The following is a 17,589-nucleotide window of genomic DNA, read 5'->3' on the forward strand; positions in this document are numbered from 1 at the left end:
ACCGCAGGGCGGCGAGAGGACCGGCAACGCAGCGAGGAGAGAGCATGACCCTGTGGCCCGTCTACACGGGTGGGAGCGAGCCGCACGACGGCATCGCCGAGCTTCCCGCGCCGCCGCCCTGGCGTGACTTCGACGGCGGCCCCGGGCTGGACACGCCCGCCACGGACGGCGACACCTCGGCCACCTCCCCAGACCGCAGGCACCGCGCCCACACCTACCGCGCCACGGACCGCGCGGTCCAACTCGTCAACGCCGCCCTGTACTTGCGCCGCCCGCTGCTGGTGACGGGCCCGCCGGGCAGCGGGAAGTCCTCCCTCGCGTACGCGGTGGCAAGGGAGTTGAAGCTCGGCCCGGTGCTCCGCTGGAACATCACCAGCCGCACCACCCTGCACGACGGGCTCTACCAGTACGACCCGCTCTCCCGGCTGTACGACGCCGGTCGCGCCGCCGCGCGCGAACTCCCGGCGGACAGCGAGCTGCAGGACCATCTGCGCCTCGGCCCGCTGGGCACCTCGCTCCTCCCCTACCGCCGCCCCCGCGCCCTGCTCATCGACGAGATCGACAAGAGCGACCTCGACCTGCCCAACGACCTGCTGAACATCCTGGAGGAGGGCGAGTACGAGATCCCCGAGCTGGTCCGGTCCGCCCGCCACACCCCGGCGGCCGAGGTGATGATCGCCGGTACGGACGACCGTGCCACCGTCTCCCGTGGCAGGGTCCGCTGCCGCGCCTTCCCTTTCGTCGTGCTGACCAGCAACGGCGAGCGAGAGTTCCCGCCCGCCTTCCTGCGCCGCTGCGTCCGCCTCGAACTCCACCAGCCGCGCGACGCCCACCTCGAAAGCATCGTCCGCGCCCACCTCGGCGAGCCGGACGGCTACGCCCGCGAACTGATCACCCGCTTCCTCTCCCGGGGCACCGGCGGCGAACTCGCCACCGACCAGCTCCTCAACGCCATCTACCTGACGGGAGCGGCGGGCCTCGACGCGGCGTCGCGGGACGACCTGGCGGAGCAGCTGATGCCGTACCTGAGCCGGACCCGGGACGACGATGAGTTCTGAGAGGCCTCCGGACCGGGGCCGCGAAGGGCCCGCCGCGCCGCCGGGCCGGGCGGCGGGCGCGAAGCAACCGCCCTCCGTCGAACCGACAGAGCCGCTGCGGCCCGCAGAGCATCCGGACCCGGGCCGCGAAGAACCCGCCGAGTCGCCGGAGCGGGCGACGAACGCGGAGCAACCGCCCTCCATCAAGCCGACAGAGCCGCTGCAGCCCCCGGAGCATCCGAACCCGAGCCGCCAAGAACCCACCGCGTCGCCAGGCCGAGCGACGAACGGGAAGCAGCCGCCCTCCGTCGAGCCGACAGAGCCGCCGCGACCCGCAGAGCATCCGAACCCGGCCCACAAAGAACCCGCCGAATCGCCAGGCCGGGCAACGGACGGGAAGCAACCGCCCCCCATCAAGCCGACAGAGCCGCCGCGGCCCGCAGAGCATCCGGACCCAGGCCGCCAAGGCCCCGCCGAACTCGCCGAGTTGCTGGGGCGGGCGGCGGGCGGGGCGCCTCCGACCTCCGTCGAGCTGGCGGAGCTGCTGTGGCTCGCGGGCCACATCGCGGCCCCGCGCGAGGCGACTCCCGCCGCGCCCCGGCCCGGCGAGCGCGCCGCAGCTCCACCTCGGACGCCGGCCGGGGTGCCCGCGCACCCGGGCACATCGGACGACGTACCCCCCGCGAACCCTGACCCGCCCGCCGGATCCCACCGCCCCGACGACCGCGTCCCCCTGCTGCTGCCCAGGCCCGGCACCGCCGACGAGAACGGCGAGAACGACGACGCGGCGGACGACCCCCGCCCCGGCCCCCACACCACCCTCCTCGCCCCCGCTCCCCCGATGCTGCCGCACCCCCTCGCCATCCAGCGCACCCTGCGTCCGCTCAAGCGCCGGGTGGACGCGCCCGTCGGGCAGGAGATCGACGAGGAGGCGACCGCGCACCGCATCGCCCGGCTCGGCGCCGCGCCCCGCTGGTGGGTGCCCGTGCTGCGCCCCAGCACCGAACGCTGGCTGACCCTGCACCTGGTGTACGACTCGGGGCCGACCATGCCGGTCTGGCGCCCGCTGGTCCGTGAACTGCACACCGCCCTGGCCCAGTCGGGCGTCTTCCGCACGGTGGAGCTGCACCGGCTGACCGCCGACGGCACGGTGGTGCGCCCCGGCTCGCAGGAGTCGTACGCCGCCGGGCGCACCGTCACCCTCCTGGTCAGCGACTGCATGGGCCCGCAGTGGCGGAGCGGCCCCGCGGGCGCCGGCTGGTACCGCACGCTGCGCCGCTGGGCGACCCATATGCCGGTGGCCGTGCTCCAGCCGCTGCCGGAACGCCTGTGGCGCACCACGGCCCTGCCTGCCACGACCGCGCGGATCACCTCGCCCTGGCCGGCGGCGCCCAACTCCACGTACGCCGTGGGCTCCTACGCCACCGACGCCGGCGCGCTCCCCCTCCCGGTCCTGGAACCGTCGGCTCCCTGGCTGGCGAACTGGTCGTCCCTGGTCGCGGGCTCCCCCCATCTCCCCGGCTCCATCGCCCTGTTGGACCTCGCCCCGCCGCCGGCCCCGGTGGACGAGCAGGGCCGGAGCGACGTCGAACAGCTCTCTCCCGAGGAACTCGTCCTCCGCTTCCGCTCCATCGCCTCCCCCGAGGCCTTCCGGCTCGCCGGTCATCTGGCCGTCGGGCGCCCGGAGTTGCCGGTGATGCGTCTGGTGCAGGCCGCCATCGAGAAGAGCCCGCAGCCGCGCCATCTCGCCGAGGTGATCCTCAGCGGGGTCCTCAGCAGCACCCCGGGCGCACCCGGCTCGTACGTCTTCCGTCCCGGCGTACGCGAACTCCTGCTGCACACCCTGCCGCGCACCGCCCACAGCCGTACGTCCGAACTCCTTTCCCGGATAGGGGCGTTGATCGACGCACGGGCCGGGATGGCCGCCGGGGAGTTCCCGGTGCTGGTCCCGGGGCAGGGGGATGCCTCCGCCGGGGGTGAGCCGTTCGCGGCGGTGCGGGAGGAGAGTGTGCGGCGGCTGGGCGGAGTGTCGCCGCCACCGCCCGGAGGGCTGGTGCTCGGCCGGTACCGGATCGTACGGCGGCTGGGGCGGGCCAAGCGGGTGATGCTGGCCGAGGACACGCGGGCCGACAGGACCGTGGTGGTGACCGCGTACTCGGCACGAGAACCGCTGGAGCACGGGAAGTTCCTGCAGGACGCGAGCGCCCTCGCCGCCGTCGACCACCCCAACGTCATTGCGGTGTACGACTTCGGCGTCGAGGGCGACATCCCCTATCTCGTCACGGAGTTCGTGGAGGGGCTGACCCTGGCGGAGCTGACGGCCGAGGGGGGCTTCGGGCTGCCCATCGCCCTGCTCGCGCCCCTCGCTCAGCAGGTCGCCGGAGCCCTCAAGGCGCTGCACCAACAGGGCGTCGCGCACGGCCGCCTCACGCCGAACGGCCTGCTCATCCGCCCGGACGACACCGTGAAGATCATCAACTTCGCGCTGGGGAGGACGGCCTGGCGCGGTGAAACGACCGACCTCGCCGACTTCGGTCACCTGCTCCGGGAGCTGGCACGTGGGGTGGTCGCCCCCGAACTCGGCGGAATCCCCGGCCGTTTCCGCGCGTTCTTCGACGACGGCCTCACCCCGCTCACCTCCTCTCAAGTGGAAGCTCAGCGCCGGGGCAGGGACCTCTTCCTCACCCCCTCCTTCTCCCAGGTCATCGAGGCCGCCGAGGCGACCCGGTACCTCTACCAACTGCTCGGCCGCGTGGAGATCCGGCAGGACGGCCGCCGTACGTTCCCCGCCTTCGCCCCCAGGGAACAGGCCCTGCTCTGCATGCTGCTCCTCCAGCGCGGCAGGCCGGTGACGCAGGACGTACTGATCCAGGGGCTGTGGGGGTCCCGGCCCCCGCAGCGCGCCGAACGTCTGCTGGCCACGTACGCCGCCGGTCTGCGCAAGACCCTGGGCCCCGGAGTCCTGGCCACGACCGCCGAGGGCTATGCCCTGCACGCCAACCCCACCACCGTCGACGTCATCCACGTCGAACACCTCATCACCGCCTCGAAGTCGATGCGGGACAACGGGAGCCTGGCGAGAGCCCGCGAGTTCACCCAGAAGGCCCTCGACCTGTGGATCGGGGACCCCGTCGACGGCGTCCCCGGCCCCGCCGCCGAAACGGCCCGCAGCCGGCTCCGGGCCCACCGCCTCTCCCTCTGCGCCACCCGGGCCGAACTCGACCTGGAAATGGGCGACTTCGACCAGGCGGCCATCGACCTCGGCGAACTCCTCCGCTCCCACCCCCAGCGCGAGGACTTCCAACGGCTGCACATCCTCGCGCTCAAGGGCCAGGGCCGTATCGCCGAGGCCATCGAGGCGTACGACGAGCACGAGCGGCGCCAGTCCGGTGAGCTGGGGCCCATCTGGCGCGAGCTCTACCACGAACTGCACGCCCTGCCCGAGGACGGCCGGCCCGTCATCGTCATGGAGTGCGTCGACGCGGGCGACCGGCCGGGGGCCCACCGCACGCTCGCCCAACCCCTGGCCTGGCTGCTCTCGCTGAGCGGCCTGACCTCGGGCCAGTACGACATGAACACCGTCGACGGCGGCTACCTCGTGCTCACCCCGCCGGAGACGTCCGTACCGACCGTGCTGACCGTGCTCAAGACCGCGCTGCGTGAACTGCCCAGCATCCTCCTGGAGTTGACGGACCTGCCCAGAGTCCGGCTGACGTTCTGGCACTCAGCTCAGCCCGCGCCCACGGACCTCCCGGCCGACCCGGACCTCCCGGCCATCGAGATCGTCGTCTCCCCCGTTCTCCACGAAGACCTCATGAGCGGCGACACCACCGTCATCGACCCCGCCCTCTTCGGCGCCGTGTACGAGGAGTCGTCGACCTCCGGCCAGCCGCTGGCCTGGCACTGCTCCCTGGAACTGCCCGAAGTCGCCCCGGACCCCGATCCGGGCGACCGCGATCTGGTGCGGGGCCCCTTCACGACGCGCAACCTCCGGACGATCCGCGTCCCCGAGCCCGGTCGCGCGGCCATCGTGCACACCCAGCCCAACAACCTCCCGCTGACCCTCCTGAACCCCAACCAGCCCCACGGCAAGCGCACTTCATGGCCTCTCATCACCTACTACGAGGTCGACCTCGGCACGCATCACGCCAGTCATGAGCTGCTGCTGCGCAGCTCCGGCGGCAGCTCCTTCACCGCGTCGGTGGAACTGTCCTGGCACGTCGACGACGCCGTGGCCTTCGTCCGCAGCGAAACCGCCGACGTGTCCGGGCAGCTCCTCGACCACCTGGTCAAGCAGGCGGGCCGGATCACGCGCCGCTACCCGCTGGGGCGCGGGGGCGCCGCCCAGCGGGCCGTGCGCGAGGCGCTGCGCAGGTGGCCGGTACCGGGGCTGTCGGTGGTATGCGCGGTACGGCTGCGCGAGGGCGCCCCGCCGCCGCAGGTTCCGCCCCCGGACCCGGCGCGCAACCCGGTCAGGCTCAGGGCGGAGGCACGGCAGCGGTCGCTGGCCGCCGCACTGGACGGCGCCGAGTGCGTACTCCTGGGCTTCGACGGCCCCTTGGCCCGGCTGTACCCCGGACACGCGGAGGAGCAGCAGGCCGCCCGGCGTCTCGCCGCCCTCCTGGTGGAGCTGCGTCATCCGGACGAGGCGCTGAGCGGCTCGCCACTGGGCACCGCCCAGTCACTCCTGGAGGGAAACGTCAACCCACTGGACCTGTTGCGCGCGCTCGCGGACCACCGGCTGGCAGCCGACCTGCGCAAGGAACTCGACCGGATCGAGTTGGGAGCCGTCCACTCAGCGCGGCCCACCGCTCACGCCGACGTCTTGGTCGGCGTGCTCAGCGCCACCCCCATCCGGGGGGCAAGCCTGGTCACAGACAACTCACTGGGCGCCGTCATGGCCTATCTGAGGAAACGCGAACTCTCCGTGCCAGTCCACGCACGATCCAACGACCTCACCCTGCTCATGCCGAACCCCGATTGCCTCCACCGCGCCCTGAACCAGTTCAGCGCCTCCCCCTCGGACGCCGTATTCATCGGTTCCTCCGTCGCCGAACTGACCGCCGCGCACTCGATCGGCCTCCCCTTCATCGGCTACGCCCACAGCGAGGGGATCGAGAGGAATCTGACCCGGGCGGGTTGCGAACACACCGTCACTTCCCTGGCACCGATCCTCGAAGTGATCCGCATCGGATAGGGCGCCCGCCGAAGACCACCCGTCCAGCGGCACCCCACCCGGCCCCCCACAGAAGGCGACACCCCGTCAGCGACCGCACGATGCGAGAGAGGACCGCCGCCCGGCGGAGCCCCACCGTCTGCGCTCTCGGGAGGATCTGCCATGACCGACAGTCTGGAGCAGTTGCGCCGCTGCCACTTCGCCGTCGATCTGGGCGCGGCGAGGACCCGTGTGTATGTGAAGGGCGCGGGACTGGTCGTCGACCAGCCGAGTGTCGCGGCGATCAACACGAAGACGGGCGCGCTGATCGCGGTCGGCGAGTTCGCGGAGAAGATGACGGGGCGTACGCCCGACTACATCCGGGTGGTCCGGCCGGTGTCCGGCGGCACGGTCGTCGACATCGAGATGGCGCAGCGGATGCTGCGGCAGCTGCTCGGTGACAAGGTCCGCCGCACCCTGCGCCGCAAGCCGCGGCTGCGGGCGGCCGCCTGCACGCCGCACGACGCGGACCCGCTGGCGCAGCGCGCGGCGATCGAGACGCTGGTCGGACTGGGTGCGCGGCGGGTCGAGCTGGTCGACACGCTGATCGCCGCCGCCGTCGGGTGCGGGCTGCCCGTGGAGCGGCCCGAGGCCACCATGGTCATGGTGTGCGGGGCGGCCGCGACCCAGCTCGCCGTGCTGTCGCTCGGCTCGATCGTCACCGCCGAGCGCATCCCGGTGGGCGGCGAGGCGGTCGACCACGCGATCGTGCAGCACCTGCGCCACCAGCACGAGCTGATGCTGCCGAGTCAGGCCGTACGGCCCCTGCAGCTCGCCCTCTCCGGCAACGGCCTCACCCCGCACGGTCCGGCGTCGACGGAGATCCACGGGCGGGACGTGGCGACCGGCCTCGCGCGCTCCGTGCAGGTCGACACCGCCGCCGTACGCGATGCCATCCAGACCCCGCTGACCGCCGTACTCGACGGAATCGGCAAGGTGCTGCGCTCCTGCCCGCCCGATCTGGTGGCCGACCTCGCCGACCGCGGGATCATGATGGTCGGCGGCAGCGCCCTGCTCCCCGGCCTCGACCAGATGCTGCGTCAGGCGACGGGCATGCCCGTGCACATCGCGGAACGGCCCGACGTGTGCGCCATCCAGGGGCTCGGCTACATGCTGGAGGGCAGGATCGAGCCGCTCGTACTCGACCCGCTGGCGGACTGACACGCCCCGGCGGTCCGCGGAGTCGGTGGGATCCGGTACGGCCACTCCCGTCCGCGGTACCGGAGGCATCCCGTACGACCGTCCCGTCCCCGGCGCCGGAGGGACCCCGTACGACCGCCCCCACCCCCCTCCGTACGCCCGCCCCCGGCGCCAGAGGCACCCCGTATGACCGATCCCGCCCCCCGTCTCCCGCCCCTCCTGGAAGCCGTCCTCAGTGTCGGCACCGACCTCGAACTGGGGGTCACGCTCCAGAACATCGTGGACGGTGCCGCCGAGCTGACGGGGGCCCGGTACGCGGCGCTGGGCGTGGCCGACCCGGGGCTCGACGGACTCGTGGAGATCCGTACGGCGGGTCCGTCCGACGGCGGGACCGCAGGGGCGGACAACTCCCTCGGCGTTCCGATCCGCGTGGACGACGAGGTGTTCGGCAACCTCCATCTCGCCGACAAGGAGGGCGGCCCGTTCACCGACGAGGACGAGCAGCTGCTGCAGCTGCTGGCCACCCAGGCCGGCATCGCGATCGGCAACGCCCGGCTGTACGAGAGGGCCCGGCAGCGCGAGCGCTGGATCGAGGGCGCGGCGGCCGTGACGACGGCGCTGCTCACCGGTGAGGCCGCCGCGGACGCGCTGATGACCGTCGCCGAGCGGGCCCGGGTGCTCGCCGACGCCGCGGCGGGTGTCATCCTCCAGGCCACGCCGGAGGGCGGCATGGAGATCGTGACCGCCTCCACCCTGGACGACCCCGGGGACATCGTCGGCACGGTCATCGAGCCGGGCAGTCCCGTTCTCGAGCAACTCCTCGGCGGTGAACCGGTGTTCATCGAGGACTCGGCGACCGATCCGCGGATGACAACGCGGGTACGGGGCCGGTTCGGGCCGAGCATGATGCTCCCCCTCCAGGCGGACGGCCGCCTCATCGGCACGCTCGCCCTGCCCCGCCGGCGCGGCGACCTGCCGTACACCTCGGTGGAGCGGCTGCTCGCCACGCAGTTCGCCTCGCAGGCCGCGCTGGCGCTGGTCCTCGCCGACGCCCAGCACGGCCGGGAGCGGCTCGCGGTCTACGAGGACCGCGACCGGATCGCCCGCGACCTGCACGACCTGGTCGTCCAACGCCTGTTCGCCACCGGAATGATGCTGGAGTCCACCCAACGCCGTGCCACCGGTGCCGACGGTGCGGGCGGCGACACCGACGTGCACGCCACCCTCGGCCGTGCGGTCGACGAGCTGCAGTCCACCATCCAAGAGGTCCGCACAACGATCTTCGCCCTCCAGCAGCCGCCCGCCGACGCCCCCACCACCTTCCGCGGCAAGATCCTGCGCGAGACGGCGGGCGCGGCGGCCGTCCTCGGCTTCCAGCCGTCCGTACGCTTCACCGGCGCCGTCGAGAACCGCGTCTCCGAGCCCGTCGCCGGTCACCTCCTCGCCGCCCTGCGCCGCAAGCTGGCCGCCGCGTCGCGCCGCCCCGGGGTGTCCCGCATCGAGGTCACGGTCGACGCGACGGCGACCCTCCCGGACGGCCGCTCCGGCCTCCGCCTGACCGTGTACGACGACGGTGCCGGGGAGGACGGGGAGGGCCCCGGTACGACGGTCACGTGGCAGTCGCCGCTGTGAATCCGGCGACGGCACACCGCCCGGCCCGATCGCCCGCCCGGTCGAGCGGTCGTCACCGCAATGCTCCCCCTGCACCTGCCGAACTGACGTCTCTCTCCTATTCCCGCTCACCAGCCGTAACGCCAGGCCGCACATACCGAGTGAATATGACCGCAACGAGTCACTCACTCCGACGGACGCGCCTCTCGTTATCAGCTCCAAGAGAAACCGGAGGTAGAGATTCCGCCCCGTATGCGGACGTCGGACCAGGAATGGCTGCTCTCGCTGGTCACCCGCATACTTGAGCATGCGTTGAGAGCTCGCCAGACTGCCGAGCCATGGCGTGTTCCTTGCGGTAAGGTCCCGCTCACCAGCCCTTCTCAGGTCTCAGACTGTCTCAGGTCTCAACCGTTGGAAGTCCCCACTTGCGGCGAGCCCGACCCGGCTGAGCCTTTAGTCAGAAATCGGAGCAAGAGACAGCCATGAACACCAGGGGCATGACGATCCAGCGCGACTCGGCCGACTCCCGGGCGACGCACAAGCGGCCCACACCACTGTCGGCCGTCAACACCCGCACCACCGCCGTCGCCCGTTCGACCGGACGGCTCACCGACATCGCCGGAGCACACTCCAAGAACCCGCATTTCAACGCGGGGCTGTGAAAAGGCAGCACCAGGCATCATGACCTGGGGTTCCCGCGCCCCGGCGCGCCGGGAACCCCAGGGGCGTACGCCCGGCGCCAACTCCTTTGGCACAACGTTGACTTGACAGCGCCCCCCAGGGCCCCCTTCGCTGTGCCAAGTGCCCTATAGTGACGCGACCAACATCCAGGAACTGGTCCTGAAGATCCACAGCCGGTGCAATCTGGCGTGCGATCACTGCTACATGTACGAGCATGCGGACCAGAGCTGGAAAACGCGGCCGGCCGTGATCTCCGAAGAAACGGTCGCGCAGGTCGCGAAGCGCCTTTCGGGCTATGCGGAAGCCCAGGGAATCGATTCCTTCTCGGTAATTCTGCACGGCGGTGAGCCCCTCCTCGTAGGTCCGGCCCGCTTACGCCATATCTGTGAGGAACTCACCCGCGCTCTCGCCCCGGTCACCACTCTGGATCTCCGCATGCACACCAATGGCATGCTGCTACGAAGACAGCATTTGGAGATCTTCAACGAATTCGATCTGAAGGTCAGCGTCTCCCTCGACGGAGACCAGGTCGCCAATGACCGTCACCGGCTGGACCGCCGGGGCCGCAGCAGTTACGACCGGGTGCTGCGCGGGATCGACCTTCTGCGGACTCCCGAATTCCGGCACCACTATGTCGGACTGCTCTGCACCGTGGACGTGACGAATGATCCCGTCACGGTGCACGATGCGCTCACCGCGCTGGATCCGCCCCGTATTGATTATCTCCTTCCGCATTCCACTTGGGACAACCCTCCGCCTGCCTGGCCGTCCGACCTGCTCGGATCCACGGAATCGAAGACCCCGTACGCCGACTGGCTCCTCAAGATCTTCGATCGCTGGGAGGAGCAGGGGCGCCAGGTGCCGGTAAGAACCTTCGACTCCGTGCTGAGCACGCTGCGCGGCGGCCCGAGTCTGACGGAGGCGATGGGCCTGGCCCCCTCCGATCTCGCGGTGGTGGAGACCGACGGCGCCTTCGAGCAGGCCGACTCGCTCAAGACCGCCTACGCGGGAGCCCCCGCCACCGGGTACGACGTCTTCCACCACACTTTCGAGGAGTTCGCCCAGCATCCCGGTGTGCGCGACCGGCAGTTGGGCATCCAGGGCGTCAGCGAGACCTGCCGGAAGTGCCCGGTCCTGGACTCCTGCGGCGGCGGGCTCTACGCACACCGGTACCGCACCGGCAGCGGCTTCGACAACCCGTCCGTGTTCTGCGCGGACCTGCGCGGCTTCATCGAGGGTGTCGCCGAGCGGATCACCGATCGCGCGCTGTCCCCCGCCGTGCACGACAGCGATGAACTCCGCTACGCACAGCAGGAGTTGACACGCGGACTACTGGTCAGGCTGAACGACCGCGGCACGGACCAGGACGACGACTGGGACACGGTGTGGGCGGCCCTCCTGCTGCTGGACGGGGACTCGCACTGCGCCCCGCATCTCAACACGGTCCTGACGCACCCGTACGTACGCACCGCGCTGCGCCGCTCCTGGGGCGGCCCCACCGACACGGCCCACCTCGCATCCCTGGTCGTCGCCACGGCCGTACGGGCACGTTCCGCCGTGACTCTGTCGTGGCAGCAGCGGGACACGGAGCTGCACCTTCCGACGCTGGGCACCCTGAGGCTGCCCGAGCCCGGCAGGATCGAGGTGGAGGTGACGACGGACGGTTTCCGTGTACACCACGGCACCGGCGGGCGGGACACCCTGTCCGTGCGGCCGGACGGGGAGGACAATCCCCCGAGTTGGCGGCCTCTGACGTCCCTGGGCCCCACGCTGGTGATCGACGACACCGACCCCTACCGCGACTGCTACCCCGTCCCGGTCGCTCCTACCCTGGACCCCGGCGAGCGCCGCGTGTTCCGCAAGCGTCTCGTGCGGGCGCACGAGCTGATGGACGAGCGGATGCCCGGCTGGCGGAGTGACGTCAACGCGCTCGCCCTCACGACCGTGACCCCGTTGGAGGCCGGTTCGGGTCTCCAGCTCGGCGAGCACGGTCCCGGCGCGCTGGGCGTGGCCGTCGACCTGGAGCCGGAGGAGTTCCTGCTGCACCTGCCGCGGCTCGGGTACCGGGCCAGGTTCACCGGCCTCCGGGAGACGACGGACCTGACCCTGGCGGGCAGCCCGGCGGGGCGGCTGCTCGAAGCGGCCTGCGAGGCGATCGGCACGGCGGCCTGCAGCCCGCCGCCCGGAGAACGCCCGGAGGCTGGATCACGGGCGGACGCCCTGGAGCGGGCCCACAGCACGCTCACCGAACTGTCCGCGCTGCCTGAGCGGGACCTCACCGAGAGCGGATCCGCGCTGGTCGAGCAGCTGTGGATGGAGTGGGAGGAACGGGCGAAGGCACACGAGCTCGCCTGAGGCGGCGGCCTCCGGGTCGCCGTCGTGACCAATCCTCGTGAACTCCCTTCCCTGTCAAGGGAACTGACGGTCCGGCGGTTCGGCCGGGAAGGACGTCACTCTTCGGGACATGTAGGTGGTCGCCGACCTCACCGGCGCTCGGATGTCCGGATATCGCCAGTGAATGACGTGAAACAAACGGCACGCGTGGGCGGGGCGTCGGGCACATTGTTTGTTCCGGCTCGGTGGCACCCCTCAGGGGGTTCATCGGTCAGGCAGGGGGGCGCGTGGACACACCTGAACGGGAACGGGCTTCGGACAACAGGCCGTATTTCTTTCTGAGTTACGCCCATACGCCGCCGTGGGGGCCGCACGGCGGCGATCCCGATCACTGGGTGCATGTGCTCTTCACGGATCTGTGCGACCACATCATGGCGCTCACGGATCTTCCGGCCGGCGCTCCCGCGGGTTTCATGGACCGGGAGATGCGGTCGGGGGACGGGTGGCCGGAGAAACTCAGTGAGAATCTCGCGACCTGCCGGGTGTTCGTGCCACTGTTTTCGCCGCGTTACTTCACGAGCGAGAGCTGTGGCCGGGAATGGTTCGCGTTCAACGAGCGCATTCTGCGGGCGCGTGCGACCGGTGCCAGTGCCGGTACGGCCATTGTCCCCGCCCTGTGGACGCACATCGATTTCGCCCAACTCCCGGACTCCGTAAGGCATATCCACGTCGACCACGGTGCCTTCGGGGACCGGTACGCGGCGAACGGGATCTACGGGCTGATCAAACTCAACCGGCTGCACGACGAGTACGAGGAGACCGTACTCGGGCTGGCCCAGCGGATCGTGCGGGTCGCGCACGAGTCGCCGCTGCCTTCCAGCCGCCCTCGCGCCCATGAGCGGACGCCCAGCGCTTTCAAGCCACGCGGCGAGGGCCCCCGACGTATCCATCTGACGGTGGCAGCGCCCACCCGGCACAGCGTTCCCGAACACCGCGACGTCCGCCCGTACGGCGAGGACGCCCAGGACTGGAACCCCTACCATTCGGCCCGGCCGCTGCCCGCGCTCGCCGAGGAGCTGGTCCGGTCGCTCGACTACCGGATCACGGTGTCCTCCTTCGACGACGAGGACCCCGGTGCGGACCCGCCGCCGGACGACGCGGACGACGCCGATGCCGGCGACAAGTCGCCGACGAGTCACCCCGGCATCCTGCTCATCGACCGGTGGGCGCTGACCGACGAGGAACGGCGGCGCAGGCTCAAGGCGTTCGACGCGAACGCCCGCCCCTGGGTCAGTGCGGTCGTCCCCTGGAACCGGGCCGACATCCAGTGTCACGGCGCCGAGGGCCAAAAGCTCACCGAGGAACTGGAGCGGACCCTGCCGCTGCTCCTGGACCGGGGGCGACGCGCCGACAGCCGGCTCGCGGTCAACGGCGTGCCGACCCTGAAGGCCTTCACCGACGTACTCCCCACCGTCGTCGCCCACGCGACCCGGCAGTACCTCAAGCACGCCAAGGCTTATCCGCCACCGGGCCCGTCGATCCCCAGGCCCCGTCTGACGGGCCCCATCCACCCGCCGCTCCCCGAAGGCGGATCCGAATACGGAGGAGAAGAAGCATGACGGCGGCGCAGGACGGACGCATCATCACCTTCTACTCGTACAAAGGCGGCACAGGGCGCACGATGGCCCTGGCCAACACGGCATGGATCCTCGCCGCCAACGGCAAGCGTGTCCTGGCCGTCGACTGGGACCTGGAGGCTCCGGGGCTGCACCGCTTCTTCCACCCCTTCCTCGATCCCAACGCGCTCGCGGCCACCACCGGTGTCATCAACCTCATCCACGACTACGCCTGGGCCGCGACCACCGGACCCCAGCGCTCCGGCGCCTGGCACCTCGACTACGCGCACGTCGAGCAGCACGCCATCTCGCTGACGCCAGAGCGCCTCGGGCTGCGTTTCGCGGACGGCGGTTCGCTCGACTTCCTCTCCGCGGGACGCCAGGACCGCTCGTACTCGGCGACCGTGTCCTCCTTCGAGTGGGACAACTTCTACGAGCGGCTCGGCGGCGGGCTGTTCCTCGACGCGCTGCGCGACGACATGAAGGCTTCGTACGACTACGTCCTGATCGACAGCCGCACCGGGCTGTCCGACAACGCCGACATCTGCACCATCCAGATGCCCGACGTACTCGTGGACTGCTTCACGCTCAGCGACCAGTCCCTGGACGGCGCGGCCGCCGTGGCCCGCAGCGTCGAGGACGGCTACCGCAAGCGCACGATCCGGGTGCTGCCCGTCCCGATGCGCATCGACGAGGGCGAGAAGGAGAAGGTCGACGCCGGACGAGCCCTTGCCCGGCTGAAGTTCGACGGGCTGCCCAAGGGGCTCGGCGGCGAGGAGCTCGGTTCCGAGGACCTGACCGCGTACTGGGGAAACGTCGAGATCCCCTACCGCCCTTATTACGCGTACGAGGAGACGCTCGCCACCGTCGGCGACGAGAGCGGTATCGCCAACTCGCTGCTGTCCGCCTTCGAACGGCTCACCTCCGTCATCTCCGACGGCGAGATCACCTCGCTGCCGCCGGTACCCGAGCCGGTGCGGCTGCGCTGCCGTGACGCCTTTCTCCGGCGGCGGCCGCTGGCGGCGACGGCCGACGTCGTCCTCGCGTACGCGGCGGAGAACCGCACATGGGCCGACTGGGCCGACGCGATCCTGCGGCGCTGCGGCTGCAACGTCACGCTGCACGAGATATCCACCGGTCCCGTCGAACGCCCGGAGCCGACGGTGCGCACCCTCGTGCTGCTGTCCAAGGCCTTCCAGAAGTCCCGGTACGCGGACGCCATCTGGCGCGCCCTCAGCGACACCGACCCGGAGGGCCTCCACGGCACCATGGTCTCGCTGCGCGTCGACGACGTCCCCACGCCCACCTCGTACCGGGACCACAACCCGGTCGACCTGCACCGGCTCGACGACGCCCAGTGCGTCACCGAGCTCCTGGCCGCCGTGGACGTGCCGGCGCAGCCCGTCGACATCGGACCGTCGGGGCCCCGGTTCCCCGGGAACACTCCGGCGATCTGGAACGCCCCCCAGCGCAACACCACCTTCACCGGCCGCAATCTCATCCTGGACCGGGTCCGCGACCAGCTCGGCGGCGGCGTGTCCGCCGTTCTGCCGCAGCCCCAGGCGCTGTTCGGGCTCGGCGGGGTCGGCAAGTCGCAGGTCGCGATCGAGTACGTACACCGCTTCATGGCCGACTACGACCTGGTGTGGTGGATCCCGGCCGAGCACGAGGACGACATCGTCGCCTCACTCGCCGAACTGGCCGCCCGCATCGGCGCACCGGGCGGCGAGGACATGACCCTGGCCGGCCAGGAGGCGCTGCAGATGCTCGCCCGGGGACTGCCGACCAAGCGCTGGATACTCGTCTTCGACAACGCCGACGACCCGGCGAGGCTCGCCCGCTACTTCCCGGCGGGCGGCGGCGGACACATCCTCATCACCTCGCGCAACCAGGCCTGGGCGCAACAGGGAACGTCCATGCCCATCGACGTCTTCCTGCGCGACGAGAGCATCGAGCACCTCACCCGGCGGGCCTCCGGGCTCAGCGAGGACGAGGCCGACAAGGTGGCGAACGCGGTGGGCGACCTGCCCCTGGCGGTCGAGCAGACGGCGGCGTGGCTGGCCGAGACGGCCACCCCGATCGACGACTATCTGCGCCAGCTGGCCGAACAGACCACCGACGTGCTGGCGCTCAACCAGCCCGCCGACTACTCCCACTCGGTGGCCGCGACCTGGAACATCTCCATCGCCCGGCTGAAGGAACGTTCACCTGCGTCGGTCCGCCTGCTCCAGCTGTGCGCTTTTCTCGCCCCCGAACAGATCTCCTCGCAGCTGCTCTACAGCAAGGAGATGATCGACGACCTCAAGCGGTACGACCCCGCCCTCCAGGAGAGTCTGCTGCTCGGCCGCGTCATCCGTGAGATCGGCCGGTTCGCGCTCGCCAAGGTCGACCAGGTCAGCAACAGCATCCAGGTGCACCGGCTGGTGCAGGCCGTGATCCGCGCCCAGCTGACCGAGGAGGAGCAGCGGCAGGCCCGGCACGTGGTGCACACCGTGCTTGCGGGTGCCCGCCCCGACGGCGACGAACCCATAGACGACCCCGAGACATGGCCGCGCTTCGCCGTCATCTGGCCGCACCTCACCGCGTCGGACGCCCGCAGCTGCAAGGAGGCCGAGGCCCGCCGCCTGCTCATCGACCGCGTCCGCTACCTCTGGAAGCGCGGCGACTTCCCCAACGCCCAGCAGCGTGCCGAGGATCTGCTCGAGCACTGGAAGCCGCTGCTCGGCGAGGACGACGTGCAGTACCTGTATCTGCGCTGCCAGCTCGCCAGCGTGCTGCGTTCCCAGGGGCTCTATGTGGAGGCCCGCGAGATAGACACGGAACTCCTGGAGCGCCAGCGCAGTGTGCTCGGTCCCTCGCATCCGCACACGTACGTCACCACGTCCAACCTGGCCAGTGACCTCGCGGCGCTCGGCGCCTACCGGTCCGCGGTCGAACTCGCCCGCGAGGCGCACCAGGGCTTCAGCCAGATCTTCCACGAGTCGCACCGGCGCACCCTCAGCGCGGCCAACAACCTCGCGCTGGCACTGCGCATGGTGGGCCGCTACAGCGATGCCCGCGCCCTCGACCAGGAGACACTCGACCGGCGCACGGAGGTGCTGGGGCCCGACCACCCCTACACCCTGTCCTCCGCCGAATGTCTCGGCCGCGACCTGCGGGAGGTCGGCCGCTACTCCGAGTCCGTGGCACTGCTGTCGCGTGCCTACGACGCGCACAAGCGCATCCTGGGCAAGAGTTTCCCGGGCACCCTCAGGTGCGCGAAGTCCCTGGCCGTCTCGCTGCGCAGGGCGGGGCAACTGGAGGACGCCCGGCGGCTGACGACCTCGACCAGGGCCGAGTACCGGGCTCAGTACCCGGCGCCGACTCCGGACTCCCTCGCCTGCGACCTCAACATGGCGGCCGACCTGTTCGCGGCCGACGAGCGCGACACGGCGCGCGAGGTGGCCCGGGAGGCGCTGGCCGAGTATGTGAAGGTGCCGGGCAAGGACCACCCGTACACGCAGGCCGCGCTCAACAACCTGGGGATCTTCCACTGGGGCTGCGGAGACGCCGAGGCGGCGGAGGCGGTGTTCGGCCAGGTGGTGCCGCGGATGGCGGAGGTGCTCGGGGAGCAGCATCCGCACACCCTGTTCTCCGGCATCAACTACGCCAACGTACTGGCCGACCAGGGGCGCTTCGACGAGGCCCGGGAGCTGGAGAAGAAGGCGGTGGACACCCTCGGTGACGTGCTCGGCCCGCACCATCCCGAGACCCTGGCCGTCGTCAGCAACTCCGCGCTCACACTGAGCGCGCTCGGCCGCGAGGACGAGGCCCACCGGCTGCGCGACGAGGCTCTCCCGGAGCTGCGCAGGCTGCTCGGGGACGAGAACGGCATGACCCAGTTCGCCGAGATCAAGCGCCGGATCTACCGGGATCTGGAGCCGCTGGCGGTCTGAGAGTCTTTGGGTGGGACACC

At 71.0% G+C, this 17,589-nt stretch carries 8 protein-coding genes; all 8 read left to right on the forward strand.

Translation table 11 applies throughout. From position 1 onward, the window contains the following. Window positions 1-44 precede the first annotated feature (44 nt). Window positions 45-1,058 (forward strand): MoxR family ATPase, encoded by a 1,014-nt coding sequence (locus tag OG219_RS15775; RefSeq protein WP_266827006.1) that lies wholly within the window; start codon window positions 45-47, stop codon window positions 1,056-1,058. A gap of 466 nt (window positions 1,059-1,524) precedes the next feature. Continuing rightward, window positions 1,525-6,234, forward strand: coding sequence for an SAV_2336 N-terminal domain-related protein (locus tag OG219_RS15780; protein WP_266827008.1), 4,710 nt, complete (start codon window positions 1,525-1,527; stop codon window positions 6,232-6,234). Window positions 6,235-6,375: 141 nt separating this feature from the next. Beyond that, complete coding sequence (locus tag OG219_RS15785; RefSeq protein WP_266827010.1) at window positions 6,376-7,413, forward strand: rod shape-determining protein; 1,038 nt, start codon at window positions 6,376-6,378, stop codon at window positions 7,411-7,413. Between the two features lie 165 nt (window positions 7,414-7,578). After that, window positions 7,579-9,024: a GAF domain-containing protein gene (locus OG219_RS15790; RefSeq protein WP_266827012.1), complete on the forward strand. Its 1,446-nt coding sequence runs from the start codon at window positions 7,579-7,581 to the stop codon at window positions 9,022-9,024. A 461-nt stretch (window positions 9,025-9,485) separates the two neighbouring features. Continuing rightward, window positions 9,486-9,665: a hypothetical protein gene (locus OG219_RS15795; RefSeq protein ID WP_266827014.1), complete on the forward strand. Its 180-nt coding sequence runs from the start codon at window positions 9,486-9,488 to the stop codon at window positions 9,663-9,665. A gap of 139 nt (window positions 9,666-9,804) precedes the next feature. Continuing rightward, a complete protein-coding gene (fxsB, locus tag OG219_RS15800) occupies window positions 9,805-12,039 on the forward strand; it encodes a radical SAM/SPASM protein FxsB, inactivated metallohydrolase extension form (protein WP_266827016.1) in 2,235 nt (744 codons plus the stop codon). A 266-nt stretch (window positions 12,040-12,305) separates the two neighbouring features. Continuing rightward, window positions 12,306-13,637, forward strand: coding sequence for a TIR-like protein FxsC (locus OG219_RS15805; protein WP_266827018.1), 1,332 nt, complete (start codon window positions 12,306-12,308; stop codon window positions 13,635-13,637). Beyond that, window positions 13,634-17,569, forward strand: coding sequence for an FxSxx-COOH system tetratricopeptide repeat protein (gene fxsT, locus OG219_RS15810; protein ID WP_266827020.1), 3,936 nt, complete (start codon window positions 13,634-13,636; stop codon window positions 17,567-17,569). The genes OG219_RS15805 and fxsT overlap by 4 nt, the downstream gene beginning before the upstream one ends. The last annotated feature ends 20 nt before the right edge of the window (window positions 17,570-17,589 follow it).

Origin of the sequence: Streptomyces sp. NBC_00038 (assembly GCF_026343635.1) — a bacterium.
In the GTDB taxonomy this organism is placed as follows: Bacteria; Actinomycetota; Actinomycetes; order Streptomycetales; family Streptomycetaceae; genus Streptomyces.

Excerpts from the sequence above, each read along its gene's own strand:
- OG219_RS15775 (WP_266827006.1), top strand. The coding sequence starts at position 45 with ATGACCCTGTGGCCCGTCTACACGGGTGGGAGCGAGCCGCACGACGGC.
- OG219_RS15785 (WP_266827010.1), top strand. The coding sequence starts at position 6,376 with ATGACCGACAGTCTGGAGCAGTTGCGCCGCTGCCACTTCGCCGTCGAT.
- OG219_RS15790 (WP_266827012.1), top strand. The coding sequence starts at position 7,579 with ATGACCGATCCCGCCCCCCGTCTCCCGCCCCTCCTGGAAGCCGTCCTC.
- OG219_RS15795 (WP_266827014.1), top strand. The coding sequence starts at position 9,486 with ATGAACACCAGGGGCATGACGATCCAGCGCGACTCGGCCGACTCCCGG.
- fxsT (WP_266827020.1), top strand. The coding sequence starts at position 13,634 with ATGACGGCGGCGCAGGACGGACGCATCATCACCTTCTACTCGTACAAA.